Raw genomic sequence first — 14,046 nt, forward strand, 5'->3', positions numbered from 1 at the left:
AGGCCGGGCGGGCGCCCCGCCGGAGCCCGGTCCGGGGAACGGGCTACCGCTGGTAGCCGGAGACGATTGCCGCGGCGATCTGCCGGTACGCGCGCCTGGTGGCGGGACGCAGGCGCTCGAGGTCCACGAGGTCGCCGTCGGCCATCGAGCGATCGTGCGGGACGGTCACGAGGGCGCGGCACATGCCGGAGAGCGTCGCCTCGATCGCGGCCCGGTCCACGCGCGCAGAGACGTCGTCCTTGTCCGTCACCACCACGATGGCACCCTGCGCGAGCCGGTCGTAGCCGTGCGCGGACAGCCACCGCAGGGTGTCCCGTGCGCGCTTCGCGCCGCTGACGGCATAGCCCGCCACGACGACGATGCTGTCCGCATCCTCGAGGATCCCGCGCATGGCCGGGCGGCTCACACCTGTTCCGCAGTCGGTGAGGGTCACCGTGAAGTGCCGCGCCACGAGGGCGTGCACCCGGCGGTAGTCCTCGGCGGTGAGCGAGTCGGAGAGCTCTGGGTCCTGCTCCCCCGCGAGGAGGTGGAGGCTTCCGGCGTGGTGCAGGTACTTCATGAGGTCTGCCCGCGAGGTCACGGAGCCGAAGTCGCGCAGGAGGCTCGTGATGGAGTGGCGGCGCTCGGACTCGTAGGCGCCCTCGCCGAGGGCGCGTTCCACGAGGTCGCCGGCATCAGGGTTCGCGTCGATCGCACAGGGAGGCTCGGGCCGCAGCTCGGCAAGGGTCAGGCCCACGCCCACGGTCGTGGAGGTCTTGCCGATCCCGCCCTTGAGGGACAGGAACGCGGTGTTCCAGTTGCCCTCCAGCCTGCGGGCGATCTGCTTCTCGAGCAGCTCCTCCTGGCGCTCCGCCTCGGAGGGGCCGAGGTTCAGTGCGCCGCCCGTAATGCGGTAGAGGAAGCCGCGCAGTCCGCCCGGCGGCGGCACCGGTGTGGTCCGGATGAAGCCCGCCGGGGCTTCCGCCACAGCGGGCTCCGGCTCGGGGCCGCGCAGCTGTTGGATCTGGCCGGTCCGCTCGCCGGCGCCCGCCGGCTGGTCGCGTCGTATCCCCTCGCGCCCGACGCCGGGCTCCTCGTCGCGCTGCACGTGCCGGTGCGCGGGGCCCGCGGCGGTCGGCTCGGCGTGCGACGCGCGGGGCCGGCCGTCCCGCTGCGGCTCATCCGACGCCGCGACGGGAGGTTCGGGCTCCGGCGCCTCAGGGGCGGTTTCGGACCGCTCGGACGGCGTGGGCCGGGGGACGGTGGCAGCGGGTGCTGGCTCCGGGGCGTCGCGCTCCTCAGGGGCGGCCGACGGCATGCTGGCGGCGGCGGCCGGCGCCGAGACCGGCGGCGCGGCGGGACGCGGAGGGATGCCCGCGGCCGCGCCGTCGTCCTGTGCGGGTCCTCCCGGCGAAGGGGAAGACTGAGGGGAAGGCGCGGCGACGGCGTCGTCCGTGTCCTCCACGGCCGCCGGCCCCGTGTCCGCCCGAGCCGGGTCCGCCTGAGCCGAGTCGGGAGAGCCTGCGCCCGGCACTGCGCCGGCCCCGCGCCGGACGGCCTCCTGCTCCTCACGGAGGCGCCGCGCCTCACGGCGCGTCATGGGAACGGGTGGCGGAGCCTGCTCCCCAGCTGGCGTCTCCATGTGCTGCCCCTTTGAGTCCTCGGCGGCTACCTTCGGGCGGTCAGCTCAGGCTGGAGGCCTTGAGCCGCTTGATGAACAGGCGCGACTGCTCCGGGCCGTACGGGAGGATGGGGACCGCCTTCGTGGCGTCGTCCGGGGTCTCCCGCGTGGCCTGGACGGCAGAGCGCACCGCCGTGGCCATCGTATCCGCCATGGTCCGGACCAGCGCGTCGCTGCAGGGACCGCCGTGCCCCGGCACGAGGTGCTCGTAGCGGTTCCGCAGGGCCGAGATGTGGCGCAGCACGTCCGCCCACTCCTCGGGGAACGAGTCGCCGAACTGCGGGTACGCGCCCTCCTCCACGAGGTCCCCTGCGAAGAGGGTGGACGGCGTCCCCACCAGCAGGTCGCCGTCGGTGTGGCCCCGCCCGAGGTAGAACAGGGTCGCAGCGATGCCCCCGAGGTCCACGAGCACGGGCTGGTCCCGCACGACGGCGGTCGGTACCACGATCTGCGTGTTCGCGCCGTCGCCCGCGGCCATCTCCGGCTCGGACTCCGCCACTGCCGGACGCTGGGCGTCCGCGTTTTCCTCGATCTCGGCGGCCGCGTTCTCGTGCGCGTAGAACTCCTCGGCGCCGGCCTCGGCGAAGACGGCGTTGCCGAAGAAGTGGTCGTAGTGGGCGTGGGTGTTCACGACGACGAGCGGCAGGTCCGTCTTCTGCCGCACCGCGGCGAGGATCTCGGCGCCCTGGCGGGGGCCCTGCCCGGTGTCCACCACGAGCGCGCGGTCCTGGCCGACCACAAGCCCGATGTTGAGCCTCAGCGGCTCGGTGGCCAGGACGTAGGTGTTCGATCCGAGATCCTGCCATGCCGCCACTTGTGTGCCGTCCTTCCGTGGGGGTTCAGGGGTTGCCCCCGATTCTGCCATGAGGCCTACAGGTCCGCGAGGACGCTGCCCGGCTGCTCGACCGCGTCGGCCACGAAGCGCAGGAATCCGCCCGCCGTGCCGCCGTCGCACACGCGGTGGTCGAACGTGAGCGTGAGCTGGACGACCTTGCGGACCTCGAGCCTGCCGTCCACAGCCCAGGGCCGGTCGATGATCCTGCCCACGCCGAGGATGGCCGCCTCGGGGTAGTTGATGATCGCCGCGCTGCCGTCCACGCCGAACACGCCGTAGTTGTTGAGCGTGAAGGTGCCGCCGGTGAGGTCCGCCGGGGTCGCCTTGCCGTCCCGGGCCAGCGCCGTGAGGCGGCGGAGCTCGGCGTCGAGCTGGCGTGCGCTCATGGTGTGGGCGCCGCGGATGGCGGGGACCACGAGGCCGCGCTCGGTCTGGGCCGCGAAGCCGAGGTTCACCCCGTCGAACCGGAGGATCTCCTGGCCGTCCTGCGCCTGCTCGATGCGGGTGTTGAGCTCGGGGAACTTGGCGAGGCCCGCGAGGACGAACCGAGCGATGAAGGCGAGCAGGCTCGGCGCATTGTGCGGGTCGCGGCGCTTGAGGTCGTGCCGCAGCTCGACGAGCGCTGTGGCGTCCGCGTCGACCCAGACCGTGGCCTCGGGGATCTCCGTGCGGGAGCGGACCATGGCCTGCGCCACCACCTTGCGGACACCGGAGACCGGGGTGCGGGCCGCAATCCCGAGGCCGGTCCTCGCGTCTGCCTCCCCCGCAGGCGTGGGCTGCGGCGCCGCGGCCTGGGATGCCGGAACCGGCGTCTGGACCGCGGCGACCGGGGCTGAGGCGGCCTGGGCTGCGACGGCCGGGGCTGCTCCCTCCACATCCCGCCGCATGATGAGCCCGTCGGGGCCCGACCCGGCTACCGAGGCGAGCTGCACATTCAGTTCCCGTGCCAGCCGCCGCACAAGCGGCGAGACGACGCGCAGCGCCTGGCCACCCGCCGTCGTGCGCTCGGGTTCGGCGCCGGGCGTGACGGAGGACGGCGCAGCCCCCTTGCGCCGCCGGGTGCGGCCACCGGTTGTTCCCCCCGGTGTGCCGTAGCCGATGAGGACGTTGCCGGAGCCCGACTCCTGAGCCGGCTCCCGGATCCCCGCGCGCTCCTCGATGCGGTACGCCTCTCCGGAGGCGGCCCCGGAGCCACCCGCGCCGGCCGAGCCGCCCGGGCCGCCGGGGCCGGCCGGGGAGCTGTCCGCCCCCACCGCGGCCACGGTGATGAGGGGCGCCCCGACGTCGATCGTCTGGCCCGCCTCGCCGTGCAGGACGGCCACCGTTCCGCCGAACGGGGTCGGGACCTCGACGACCGCCTTGGCCGTCTCGACCTCGGCGATCGGCTGGTCGACGGCCACGGTGTCGCCCACGGCTACGAGCCAGCGCACGAGCTCGGCCTCGGTTAGGCCCTCCCCGAGATCCGGGAGCGTGAACGTCTTCTGGGCTGAGTTCTGGGCAGTCACGGCGGTCGCCATGTCAGTCCTCCCACTGCAGGTCGTCGAGGGCGTCGAGGATGCGGTCGACGCTGGGCAGGTAGTAGTGCTCGAGCTTGGGCGGCGGGAACGGGATGTCGAAGCCCGTCACGCGGCGCACCGGCGCCGCGAGCGAGTGGAAGCAGCGCTCCTGCACCCGGGCCACGATCTCCGACGCGACGGAGGCGAAGCCGGCGGCCTCCGCGACCACGACCGCGCGGCCGGTCTTGCGCACGGACGCGCACACTGTCTCATCGTCGAACGGGACGATCGTGCGGACGTCGACCACCTCGACCGAGCGGCCCTCCGCCGCGGCGGCCTCGGCGGCGGCGAGTGCGGTGGAGACCGTCGGGCCGTAGGCAATGAGGGTCGCGTCCGTGCCGGGCCGCGCCACTGCGGCTGCGCCGTCCGCGCTCAGGCGCCGCGCGCCGTCGTGCGCGGAATCCCGGCCGTCGAACTCCGACCGCAGCGCGTCGAGGTCGACGAGGTCCTTGGACCAGTAGAGCTTCTTGGGCTCCATGAACACCACCGGGTCGTCGGAGGCGATCGCCTCGCGCAGCATCCGGTAGGCGTCCGTGACGGTCGCCGGGGCGAAGACCTTCAGGCCTGGCGTGTGGGCGTAGTAGGCCTCCGAGGAGTCGCAGTGGTGTTCGACGCCGCCGATCCCGCCCGCGAACGGGATGCGGATCACGATGGGGAGCCGCACTGCGCCGCGGGTGCGGTTGTGCATCTTGGCGATGTGGCTCGCAATCTGCTCGAACGCCGGGTAGGCGAACGCGTCGAACTGCATCTCGATGACCGGGCGCAGGCCGTTCATCGCCATGCCCAGCGACATGCCGGCAATTCCCGACTCGGCCAGCGGGGTGTCGAAGCAGCGCGCGGCCCCGAACTCCTTCTGCAGGCCGTCCGTGATCCGGAAGACGCCGCCCAGTGTGCCGACGTCCTCGCCGAACACGACGACGTTCGCGTCCGCGCGCATGGCGTCGGCCATCGCGGTGGTCAGGGCCTTGGCGAAGGTGAGGGCCTCGGGGCCGCCCTTTGCGGCGGCGCGCGCCTCGGCGGCCTCGGCAACCGTGCTCATGGTCAGTGCTCCTCTCGGGACGTCTCGCGGCTGAGCTCGTCGGCCAGCAGTGCGGACTGCTCGCGCAGCTGTGGGGTCGGCTCGGTGTAGACGAACCGGAAGAGGTCGAGGGGATCCACCTCGGTGTCGGAGCCGAGTCCCTCGCGCAGCTGGCGCGCGGTCTCCTCGGCGTCCGCGGCGAACGCGGCTTCCTTCTCGTCGGTGAGGGCGCCGTCGGCCCGCAGGTACTCGCGCATGCGCTTGAGCGGGTCCTTGACCGCCCACGCCTCGACCTCGGCGTCCTGGCGGTAGCGCGTGGCGTCGTCCGCGTTGGTGTGCGCCTGCATGCGGTAGGTGTACGCCTCCACGAGCAGCGGGCCCGAGCCGCCGCGCGCCAGGCGTACGGCTCGGTCCAGGACGGCGAGGAGGGCCACGAGGTCGTTGCCGTCCACGCGCTCGCCCGCCATGCCGTAGCCGATCGCCTTGTGGGCGAGCGAGGGGGCCACCGTCTGGTGGGCGAGCGGGACGGAGATCGCGTACTGGTTGTTCTGCACGAAGAACACGACGGGCAGGCTGAACACGGCGGCGAAGTTGAGGGCCTCGTGGAAGTCGCCCTCGCTCGTGGCGCCGTCGCCGCACATGGCCAGGACCACCGTGTCCTCGCCGCGCAGCTTCGCCGCGTGCGCCACGCCGACCGCGTGGAGCAGCTGGGTGGTCAGCGGCGTGGACTGGATCCCGACCTTGTGCTGGTGCGGGTCGTAGCCTCCGTGCCAGTCCCCGCGGAACAGCGTCATCGTCTCGACGGGGTCCACCCCGCGGGTCATGACGGCAACCGAGTCGCGGTACGTGGGGAACATCCAGTCGCCCTCGGACAGGCAGAGCGCCGCGGCAACCTGGCAGGCCTCCTGCCCGTGGCTCGACGGGTAGACCGCCATCCGGCCCTGCCTCACGAGCGAGGAGTTCTGGTCGTTCACGCGGCGGCCGATCACAAGACGGCGGTACGCCTCGAGCAGTTCGTCGCTCGCCGGGATCGGGTAGTCATGGCCGGGGGCCGAGCCGCGCTCGTCGTCGGGGCGCAGCGTTCCGCGCTCGTCGAGGATCTGGATCTGGGGCACGCGCCCGTGCACCGGGAGCATGTAGTCCTCAATGCTGATCCCGAAGCTGCGGATGGCCTCCTGTGCCTCGGCTGGAAGGGTCATGGCTCCTCCTTGGTAGGGCGCTGGACTCTCCTCAAGTATCCGCGTCCGTAGCCATTCGTATGCGGTGAATGCGACAATTCTGGAAAAGTGGCTCCTGATCGCGGCTATTCGGAGACGGAACACGATCATGACGTGGATCACAGGAGGGTTGCATGGACGATCTGCACGCGGCGCACGAGGCCCCGCGGCGCCCGGCCGAGCCTCGGCCGCTGGATGCCGTGGACCGCGCGATCCTCGCCCAGCTCACCGAGGACGCGCGCCGGTCGGTGACGACCATCGCCGAGAACGTCCACGTCTCCCGCGCGCACGCCTACAACCGCATCGCGAAGCTGCAGGCGGACGGCGTCATCACCAAGTACACGACGCTCGTGGACCCGCTCCGCGCAGGCCTGCGATCGAGCGCCTACGTGACCCTCAAGGTGCGCCAGCAGACCTGGCGCGATCTGCGGGAGCGGCTGCGGGCCATCCCAGAGGTCCACCACATCGCGCTCGTGGGCGGCGACTTCGACGTCATCATCCTCGTGCGCGCCGTGGACAACACGGACCTGCGCCGCGTCGTCTTCGACCAACTGCAGAACATGCCCGGCGTGCTCGACACCCAGACGTTCCTCGTGTTCGAGGACCTGGACACCCGCTGATCCCGGCCCTCCTCCCGGACGTGGGATGGTTGGAGCAGGAGTGCACTGGAGGAGGGCCATGTCCGGCGACGATGCGTTAGATGCCGGTGCGGTGGATGCCGGCGCCGCGCCCCGTGGCCGGCCGCCGTGGGTATGGGTGCTCCTCGCGGCGTGCGCGGTGGTGGCCGTGGGAGTGGTCGTGGCGGTCGCCGGCCTCTTCCTGACGCCGAACCAGCCACCGGCCCAACCGCCTCCACCGGCGGGAGCCAGCGGTGCGGCGTCGTCCGCGGACGCCTCCGGCTACCACCTCTCCGACCCGCTTCCGTTCACCGGCCCGCCCGTCTGGCACGCCTCGCCGAGCGCGGAGTACCGCCTCACGGCGGCCGCGGGCGAGCTGCGCTACGTCTCGGACGCGGGCTGCAGCCTCTCGTTCCGGGTCGGGCCGCTCCGCGCCACCACGTCGCCCTCGCCGTCCGGGGCGGGGAGCACGACGCCGGGCGCCCCCTCCGCGGGCCGCTCGCCGTCGGCGTCGCCCAGCACAGACCCCGAGGCGGCGGCGACAGAGGGCGCGCTGCAGGACGCGGTCTCAGCCCTGCGCGCCTCAGCGAAGGCCGTCGACGTGACCGGCGGGGAGGGCACGGTGGTCACGACCCTCGACTCACTCACCGGGCCCCTCGTGGACATGGCAGGAACCTCGGTGCGGGTCACCGCCCCGGACGGCACGGTCGCCTACGGCCGTCTCGCCGTGCGCGCGCTGCCCTCCGCCGGTTCGGCGGCGTCGATCCTGGCGCAGTGCCCGTCGCCCGAGGCGGCCGCAACGGCCATGAACCACGCGAGCGTCCACGCGTTCCTCGCCGCGAGGTAGCGGACGAGACCCTCGGTATACCCCGGATACAGCAGAAGTGACCCCTCACGATGGGGGGGTCACTTCCGTGATGCTGCGGGGTCAGCGGCCGGCGAAGACGGGCTTCCGCTTCTCCTGGAAGGCCTTGAAGCCCTCGGCGTAGTCCTCCGAGTCGCACAGGGCTGCCTGGGCCTTGTTCTCGGCCTCCATCGAATCCCAGAGCCCGAGCCGCCTGTCGCGGATCTGTGCCACGAGCTCCTTCGAGGCAACGAACGCGCCGGTCGCTCCCCCAGCGACGCGGCCCACGATCTCCCGGGTCCGCTCGAGCAGCTCGTCCGCCGGGAACGCCCGGGAGAACATCCCGGAGCGCACGGCGTCGGCGCCGCTCATGAGCTCAGCCGCGTACACGAGGTCCAGCGCGCGGTGCATGCCCAGGCGCTCGGTGAAGTACCAGTGGCCGCCCGAGTCGAGCGTGGCACCGAGGTTGGCGAACGGCGAGCCGATCTTGGCGTTCTCAGCCACGTACACCACGTCGGTGGCGAGCAGCAGCCCGAGGCCCACGCCCAGGGTCGCCCCCTGCGCGGCGGCAAAGGTCGGCGCCGGGAACGCCGCCATCTTCTGCATGAGCGGCGTCACGAGGCCGCCCAGGTAGCCGAGCACGTCGTCGTCGGCGGGCACGACACCCGAGATGTCACGGCCCGCGCAGAACGCCCGTCCCTCCCCGCGCAGCAGCAGCGCCCTCACCTCGCCGCGCGAGACGGCGGCAGCGGCGTCGTCGTACGCGCCGGAGAGCCCGTCGAGGGCGGGTTCATTGAGGGCGTTGAGCTTCTCGGGGGCGTTGAGGACGATCTCGGCGACGCCGTCGGCGATGCTCAGGGTGATCATGGGCGCTCTCTCCCCGGTCACGCGTCGAAGTCGACGGACACGGCGTCCGAGGTCGGGTGCGACTGGCACGTCAGGACGTACCCGCGCTCCACCTCGTCCGGCTCGAGGGCGTAGTTCTCGGTCATCTCGACAGTGCCCGAGACAAGCTTGGCGCGGCACGTGCCGCACACGCCGCCGGCGCACGCGAACGGGACGTCGGGGCGCACGCGCAGGGCCGCATTGAGGATCGTCTCGTTGGCGGAGACCGGGGACTTCACGGAGCCGGTGAGGCCATCGAGCGTGAACTCGATCTCGACGTTCTTCCCGCTCGGGTCCTCGACCACGGGGCGGCCGATGTTGCCCTCGAGGCTGCTCGGCGTGCCCGTGGTGAACAGCTCGTAGCGCACTTTCTCCGGCTCGACGCCGCGGCCGGAGAGGGTGTCGCGGACCAGCTGGACGAGCTCGAACGGGCCGCACAGGAACCACTCGTCGACGTCGTCGGCATGGATCACCGTGTTGAGCAGCGTGGTGAGCTTCTCGGCGTCCACACGCCCCGACAGGAGCGGCGAGATGCGCTGCTCGCGGGAGAGGACGTGGTGGAGGGCGAAGCGGGAGGGGTAGCGGTCCTTGAGGTCGGCGAGCTCCTCGACGAACATGACGTCCATTGCCGCCTTGTTCGCGTAGATGAGGTCGAACCGCACGTTCTCGTCCGCGGCCAGCACCGTGCGCGCAATCGCCATGATCGGCGTGATGCCGGATCCTGCAGCGACGGCCACGAACGTGTGCTCGATGTCCGTGTTGATGCTGGAAGGATCGTTCAGGCCGGTCATCTTGTGCTTGGAGATGAACGCGCCGGCCGGGCTCATGACGTCCAGGGTCTCGCCGGCCGCCAGGCTCTCGTTGGCCCACGTGGAGAAGATGCCGCCGAGGTCCTTCTTCACTGCAACGCGGATCTCGCTCGAGCCGTCATCGAACCGGCGCGGCGCTGCGCAGATGGAGTAGGAGCGGCGCACCTCGCGCACCTCTCCGCCCTGGTTGGGGTCGGGAAGCTCCTTGCGGATGGCAACGTACTGGCCCGGAATGTAGTCGTACTCGTCGGCGAGCGCGGCGGGGACGCCGAACGTGACCTCGATGGAGTCGTTGGTGAGGCGCCGGACCTGGGAGACCTCGAGCGGGTGGAAGGACGCACGACGGCGCGCGGTCCCCTCGCCGCTCTCCTCCTCCGGAACGTTGGAGTCGGTCTGGGCCTCGGCCGCCGGGGCCGCGTCGTGGAGCTGATCAGTCATCTAGAGCACCTTGAAGTAGTCGAAGGGTTCGTGGCAGTCCTGGCACACGTAGAGCGCCTTGCAGGACGTGGAGCCGAAGCGGGACATCTCCCGGGTGTTGAGGGAGTGGCACTGGGGGCACTTGACGGCCAGCCCGAGCTTGATCGGGCCGCCGGCGTGGGCCTTCCCCGTGGGAGGGGCAATGCCGTACTCTTGGAGCTTGGCCTTGCCCTCGTCAGTCATCCAGTCAGTCGTCCAGGCGGGAGAGAGCACGAGGTCGACCTCGACCTTCTCGTGCCCGGCCTTGGCGAACACCGTGGCGAGGTCCGCGCGGATCGTGTCCATGGCGGGGCACCCCGAGTAGGTCGGGGTGATGGTGAGGCGGACGGTGCCGTCCTTCTCGAGGTGCCCGTCGCGCAGGATCCCGAGGTCGGCAATCGACAGCACGGGGATCTCCGGGTCGGTCACGGTGGACGCCAGCGCGCGGACCTCGTCATCGGTGGTGATCATGGATGGCTCCTGCAGTCTCTACCAGGTGGCCCCGGGATGCTTGCGGGCGAGGACCTGCATCTCGGCGAGGATGTAGCCGAGGTGCTCGGTGTGCTCGCCGCGCCGACCGCCGCCGCGCGCCCGGGGGACGTCGGGGAGGGTGAGGGTGGCCTCGTCGAGGACCTCGGCGATGTGCTTGTCGAAGGTCTCGCGCAGGCTCGAGGGGCGCACGCCGGCGCTGCCGACCGCGTCGATGAGCTCGTCGTCATCGAAGAGCTCGTCCACGTAAGGCCACACGAGGTCGAGGGCCGCCTGCATGCGGGCGTGTGATTCCTCGGTGCCGTCGCCGAGGCGCACGGTCCACTGGATCGCGTGGTCGCGGTGGTAGTCGACCTCCTTGAGCGCCTTTGCGGCGATCGCGGCCAGCGTCGCGTCGCTCGAGTCCAGCAGCTCGGTGTAGAGCAGGTACTGGAACACGGACATGACGAGCTGGCGGGCGATGGTGACGCCGAAGTCGCCGTTGGGCTGCTCGACCATCCAGGCGGAGCGGAACTCCTCCTCCTCGCGCCAGTACGCGAGGTCGTCCTCGGTCTTGTCCCACGCGTGGCCGGCGTAGGAGAGGAACGAGCGCGCGTGGCCGAGGGTGTCGAGGGCGATGTTGCCGAGGGCGATGTCCTCCTCGAGCTCCGGGGCGCGGGAGATCCAGTGGCTCAGGCGCTGGGAGAGGATGAGCGCGTCGTCGCCGAGGCGCAGCGCGTACTGTGCGACCTCCTCGCTCGGCTTCTCCGGGGCGATCGCGATGTCCTCCGGACGCAGCGCGTTGCCGGGGGTGACGCGCGTGGCCGAGGCCGCAGCGTCTCCGAAGGAGTCGAGGCTGTGGTCGGGGGCGTGGGCGCTCACAGGTGCTTCACGCCCTCGCTCTTGGTGTAGTACGTCGCGTGGCGGTAGTCCTTGCCCTGCGGCGACTCGAAGTAGGCGCCCTTGGAGTCGGGATCCGAGGAGGCGATGGCCTCCGAGGGGACGACCCAGATGGACACGCCCTCGTTGCGGCGGGTGTAGAGGTCGCGCGCATTGCGCAGCGCCATCGCCGCGTCGGGTGCGTGGAGGGATCCGGCGTGCACGTGGGAGAGGCCGCGGCTGGACCGCACGAAGACCTCCCACAGGGGCCAGATGTTGCTGTGCTCGCTCATTCAGGCGGCTCCGATCTCTTCTGCGGCGCGCTTCGCGGCCTGCTTCTGGGCGTACGCACGTGCGGCCTCGCGGACCCACGTGCCGTTCTCGTGTGCCTCGCGGCGGCGGGCCATGCGCTGGGCGTTGCACGGGCCCTTGCCGGAGATGACGTCCTTGAATTCCTGCCAGTCGAGGTCCTTGTGGATCCACCTGCCGGCGGCCTCGTCGTAGTGGAGCTCGGGATCGGGGAGGGTGAGGCCGAGGACCTTGACCTGCTCCGCGATCATGCCGACGAAGCGCTGGCGCAGCTCGTCGTTGGAGAAGCGCTTGATGTTCCACGCCATGGACTGCTTCGAGTTCGGCGAGTCGTCATCCGGCGGCCCGAACATCATGAGGGCCGGGGCGTAGAAGCGGTTGACGGCGTCCTGCGCCATCTGCTTCTGGGCGGGGGTGCCGTTGGAGAGCTCGAGGAGGATCTCGAAGCCCTGGCGCTGGTGGAAGGACTCCTCCTTGCAGATGCGCACCATGGCACGGCCGTAGGGGCCGTAGCTCGCACGGCACAGCGGCACCTGGTTGGCGATGGCGGCGCCGTCCACGAGCCAGCCGATGGCGCCCATGTCTGCCCAGGTCCGGGCCGGGTAGTTGAAGATCGAGGAGTACTTGGCCTTGCCGTCGAGCAGCTGCTGGTTGAGCACGTCGCGGGGGGTGCCGAGCGTCTCGGCCGCCGAGTACAGGTACAGGCCGTGGCCGGCCTCGTCCTGGACCTTGGCCATCAGGATGGCCTTGCGCTTCAGGCTCGGGGCCCGCGTGATCCAGTTCGCCTCGGGCTGCATACCGATGATCTCGGAGTGCGCGTGCTGCGACACCTGCCGTGTGAGCGTCTTGCGGTAGGCCGCGGGCATCCAGTCCCGCGGCTCGATGCGAGAGTCCTCGGCGATGACGCGGTCAAAGTAGGCCTGCCCCGCAACGTCCTCAGCCGACGGGGCTTCCTCGCCCTGCGCCTGCTGGGGCTGGGGCACGGACTGCAGATTCGCAGCTGCCATGTCTCCTCCTCATAAATAATTACCGACCGTTCGTTCAGAATATGGGAGCACCCGCCGAGCGTCAAGCGTCCCGGGGTGTGCAGAACGCCCTCCTGAGGGCGCGCGCCAGCCTTGCTAGCCTGTTCCGGTGAAGCTCCCCCGCCGCCGCCCGCTGCCCCTGTGGGCGGCAGTGCTGGTGAACGTCGCTGTCGGCCTGCTCGTCGTCGGGCTCGTGCAGACGTTCGTGGTCAAGATCGGGCGCATCCCGTCAGGGTCCATGGAGCAGACCCTCCAGGGCACCGAGGGCGGCGGCGACCGCATCCTCGTCAATCGGCTCGCGTACGTGGGGGGCGCCCCCGTGCACCCGGGCGACATCGTCGCCGTCGTGCGTCCCTCCGACTGGCCGGGCGCCCTGCCGCCGCCGGCCAACCCCCTCTCGGCGCTCGTGCGCGGCGTGGGAGACCTGACCGGCATCGGCCCCTCCAATGAGGACTACATCGTCAAGCGGGTCGCCGCAGTGGGCGGCCAGCGGATCAGCTGCTGCGACGCCCAGGGGCGCCTGCTGCTGGACGGCAAGCCGGTCGACGAGCCGTACGTCTACGAGGACCTCCCCTTCGAGCGGGGAACCCTCGACTGCTCGACGACGGTCCACTCGCCGCGCTGCTTCCCCGAGACCCTCGTTCCGAGCGGCCGGATCGTTCTCCTCGGAGACCACCGCTCCGACTCGGAGGACTCGGCGGCGGACTGCCGATACGCTGGCGCCCCCGCAGACTGCCTGCGCACTGTGCCGGACAGCTCTGTGGTGGGACAGGTCTTCTTCAGGGTCTGGCCGCTGGACAGGATCGGTGTGCCCCGCTGATCCTGCCTGCCGGGCCGCGCCCGGTGCTACGTTGGCAGACATGGCTGAGGACCCCTTCCGCATCCTCGTGGTGTGCACAGGCAACGTGTGCCGTTCGCCGGTGGCCGGCGCCGTCCTGCGTGATGCCCTCGCGGAGATTGCGCCCGGGGCCTTCGAGGTGGAGAGCGCCGGCACGCGGGCACTCGTCGGCGAACCAGCGCAGCCGGAGGCCGCCGACGTCGCGTCGAGCCTCGGCTCCACGCTCGAGGGCTTCAGGGCACGGCAGCTCACGGAGGAGATGGTCGGCCGGGCGGACCTCGTCCTGACCCTCGCCCACCGGCACCGGGACGCTGTCCTCCAGCTCCAGCCGGCACTCAAGAGGACCTTCACCGTGCGGGAGTTCGCCCGGATCCTCGCCGCGCTCCCGCTCGACGCGACCGAGCAGGACCTCGTGCGGCGGGGACGGCCGCGCCGCGCGTGGCGGCATCTCGTGGGACGGGTGTGGGAGGTCAAGGCCACCGCCGGCTCGGCGACGCATGGGGACCCCGAGGACGAGGTGGTGGACCCCTACCGGCTTGGCCCCGAGGTCTGGGCCCAGATGACGGATGAGCTGGTCCCCGCCCTTGAAGTGATCTTCGGCCGCGCGGACGTCCTCGCGCGCGGCTGAGC

Annotated in this window: 15 protein-coding genes; 4 read left to right on the forward strand and 11 right to left on the reverse strand. The window is 71.4% G+C overall.

Annotated elements, in window-relative coordinates; translation table 11 throughout:
* Positions 1-43 precede the first annotated feature (43 nt).
* From IE231_RS18315 to pdhA, 5 genes are read right to left on the reverse strand one after another with little or no spacing between them, the layout of a single operon-like run.
* A complete protein-coding gene (locus IE231_RS18315; RefSeq protein ID WP_229867098.1) occupies positions 44-1,621 on the reverse strand; it encodes a MinD/ParA family protein in 1,578 nt (525 codons plus the stop codon).
* Positions 1,622-1,661: 40 nt separating this feature from the next.
* The gene (locus tag IE231_RS14980; RefSeq protein ID WP_189694790.1) at positions 1,662-2,474 is read right to left on the reverse strand and encodes an MBL fold metallo-hydrolase; all 813 of its coding nucleotides are present in this window, start codon (positions 2,472-2,474) and stop codon (positions 1,662-1,664) included.
* 56 nt (positions 2,475-2,530) lie between these two features.
* Entirely contained in the window at positions 2,531-4,012 is a 1,482-nt protein-coding gene (locus tag IE231_RS14985; RefSeq protein WP_189694791.1) for a dihydrolipoamide acetyltransferase family protein, read from the reverse strand.
* 1 nt (position 4,013) lies between these two features.
* Positions 4,014-5,090: an alpha-ketoacid dehydrogenase subunit beta gene (locus tag IE231_RS14990; RefSeq protein ID WP_189694792.1), complete on the reverse strand. Its 1,077-nt coding sequence runs from the start codon at positions 5,088-5,090 to the stop codon at positions 4,014-4,016.
* 2 nt (positions 5,091-5,092) lie between these two features.
* Positions 5,093-6,268: a pyruvate dehydrogenase (acetyl-transferring) E1 component subunit alpha gene (gene pdhA / locus IE231_RS14995; protein ID WP_189694793.1), complete on the reverse strand. Its 1,176-nt coding sequence runs from the start codon at positions 6,266-6,268 to the stop codon at positions 5,093-5,095.
* 152 nt (positions 6,269-6,420) lie between these two features.
* On the opposite strand from pdhA, the gene IE231_RS15000 reads away from it, so the two are divergent.
* Both IE231_RS15000 and IE231_RS15005 read left to right on the forward strand, forming a co-directional pair.
* Positions 6,421-6,906 (forward strand): Lrp/AsnC family transcriptional regulator, encoded by a 486-nt coding sequence (locus IE231_RS15000; RefSeq protein ID WP_189694794.1) that lies wholly within the window; start codon positions 6,421-6,423, stop codon positions 6,904-6,906.
* Between the two features lie 58 nt (positions 6,907-6,964).
* Positions 6,965-7,750, forward strand: coding sequence for a hypothetical protein (locus IE231_RS15005; RefSeq protein WP_189694795.1), 786 nt, complete (start codon positions 6,965-6,967; stop codon positions 7,748-7,750).
* A gap of 81 nt (positions 7,751-7,831) precedes the next feature.
* Here IE231_RS15005 and IE231_RS15010 read toward each other — a convergent pair whose 3' ends face one another.
* From IE231_RS15010 to paaA, 6 genes are read right to left on the reverse strand one after another with little or no spacing between them, the layout of a single operon-like run.
* Positions 7,832-8,614: an enoyl-CoA hydratase/isomerase family protein gene (locus IE231_RS15010; protein WP_189694796.1), complete on the reverse strand. Its 783-nt coding sequence runs from the start codon at positions 8,612-8,614 to the stop codon at positions 7,832-7,834.
* Positions 8,615-8,631: 17 nt separating this feature from the next.
* A complete protein-coding gene (gene paaE / locus IE231_RS15015; protein WP_189694797.1) occupies positions 8,632-9,879 on the reverse strand; it encodes a 1,2-phenylacetyl-CoA epoxidase subunit PaaE in 1,248 nt (415 codons plus the stop codon).
* A complete protein-coding gene (paaD, locus tag IE231_RS15020; RefSeq protein WP_189694798.1) occupies positions 9,880-10,368 on the reverse strand; it encodes a 1,2-phenylacetyl-CoA epoxidase subunit PaaD in 489 nt (162 codons plus the stop codon).
* A gap of 18 nt (positions 10,369-10,386) precedes the next feature.
* Positions 10,387-11,247 (reverse strand): 1,2-phenylacetyl-CoA epoxidase subunit PaaC, encoded by an 861-nt coding sequence (paaC, locus tag IE231_RS15025; RefSeq protein WP_189694799.1) that lies wholly within the window; start codon positions 11,245-11,247, stop codon positions 10,387-10,389.
* Entirely contained in the window at positions 11,244-11,537 is a 294-nt protein-coding gene (gene paaB, locus IE231_RS15030) for a 1,2-phenylacetyl-CoA epoxidase subunit PaaB (RefSeq protein ID WP_189694800.1), read from the reverse strand. The genes paaC and paaB overlap by 4 nt, the downstream gene beginning before the upstream one ends.
* Complete coding sequence (gene paaA / locus IE231_RS15035; RefSeq protein ID WP_189694801.1) at positions 11,538-12,560, reverse strand: 1,2-phenylacetyl-CoA epoxidase subunit PaaA; 1,023 nt, start codon at positions 12,558-12,560, stop codon at positions 11,538-11,540.
* A 127-nt stretch (positions 12,561-12,687) separates the two neighbouring features.
* Here paaA and lepB point away from each other — a divergent pair, with 127 nt between their 5' ends.
* Positions 12,688-13,398, forward strand: coding sequence for a signal peptidase I (gene lepB / locus IE231_RS15040; RefSeq protein WP_229867100.1), 711 nt, complete (start codon positions 12,688-12,690; stop codon positions 13,396-13,398).
* Positions 13,399-13,438: 40 nt separating this feature from the next.
* Positions 13,439-14,044: an arsenate reductase/protein-tyrosine-phosphatase family protein gene (locus tag IE231_RS15045; RefSeq protein ID WP_189694802.1), complete on the forward strand. Its 606-nt coding sequence runs from the start codon at positions 13,439-13,441 to the stop codon at positions 14,042-14,044.
* The last annotated feature ends 2 nt before the right edge of the window (positions 14,045-14,046 follow it).

Origin of the sequence: Sinomonas cellulolyticus (genome assembly GCF_014656475.1) — a bacterium.
Lineage (GTDB): Bacteria > Actinomycetota > Actinomycetes > Actinomycetales > Micrococcaceae > Sinomonas > Sinomonas cellulolyticus.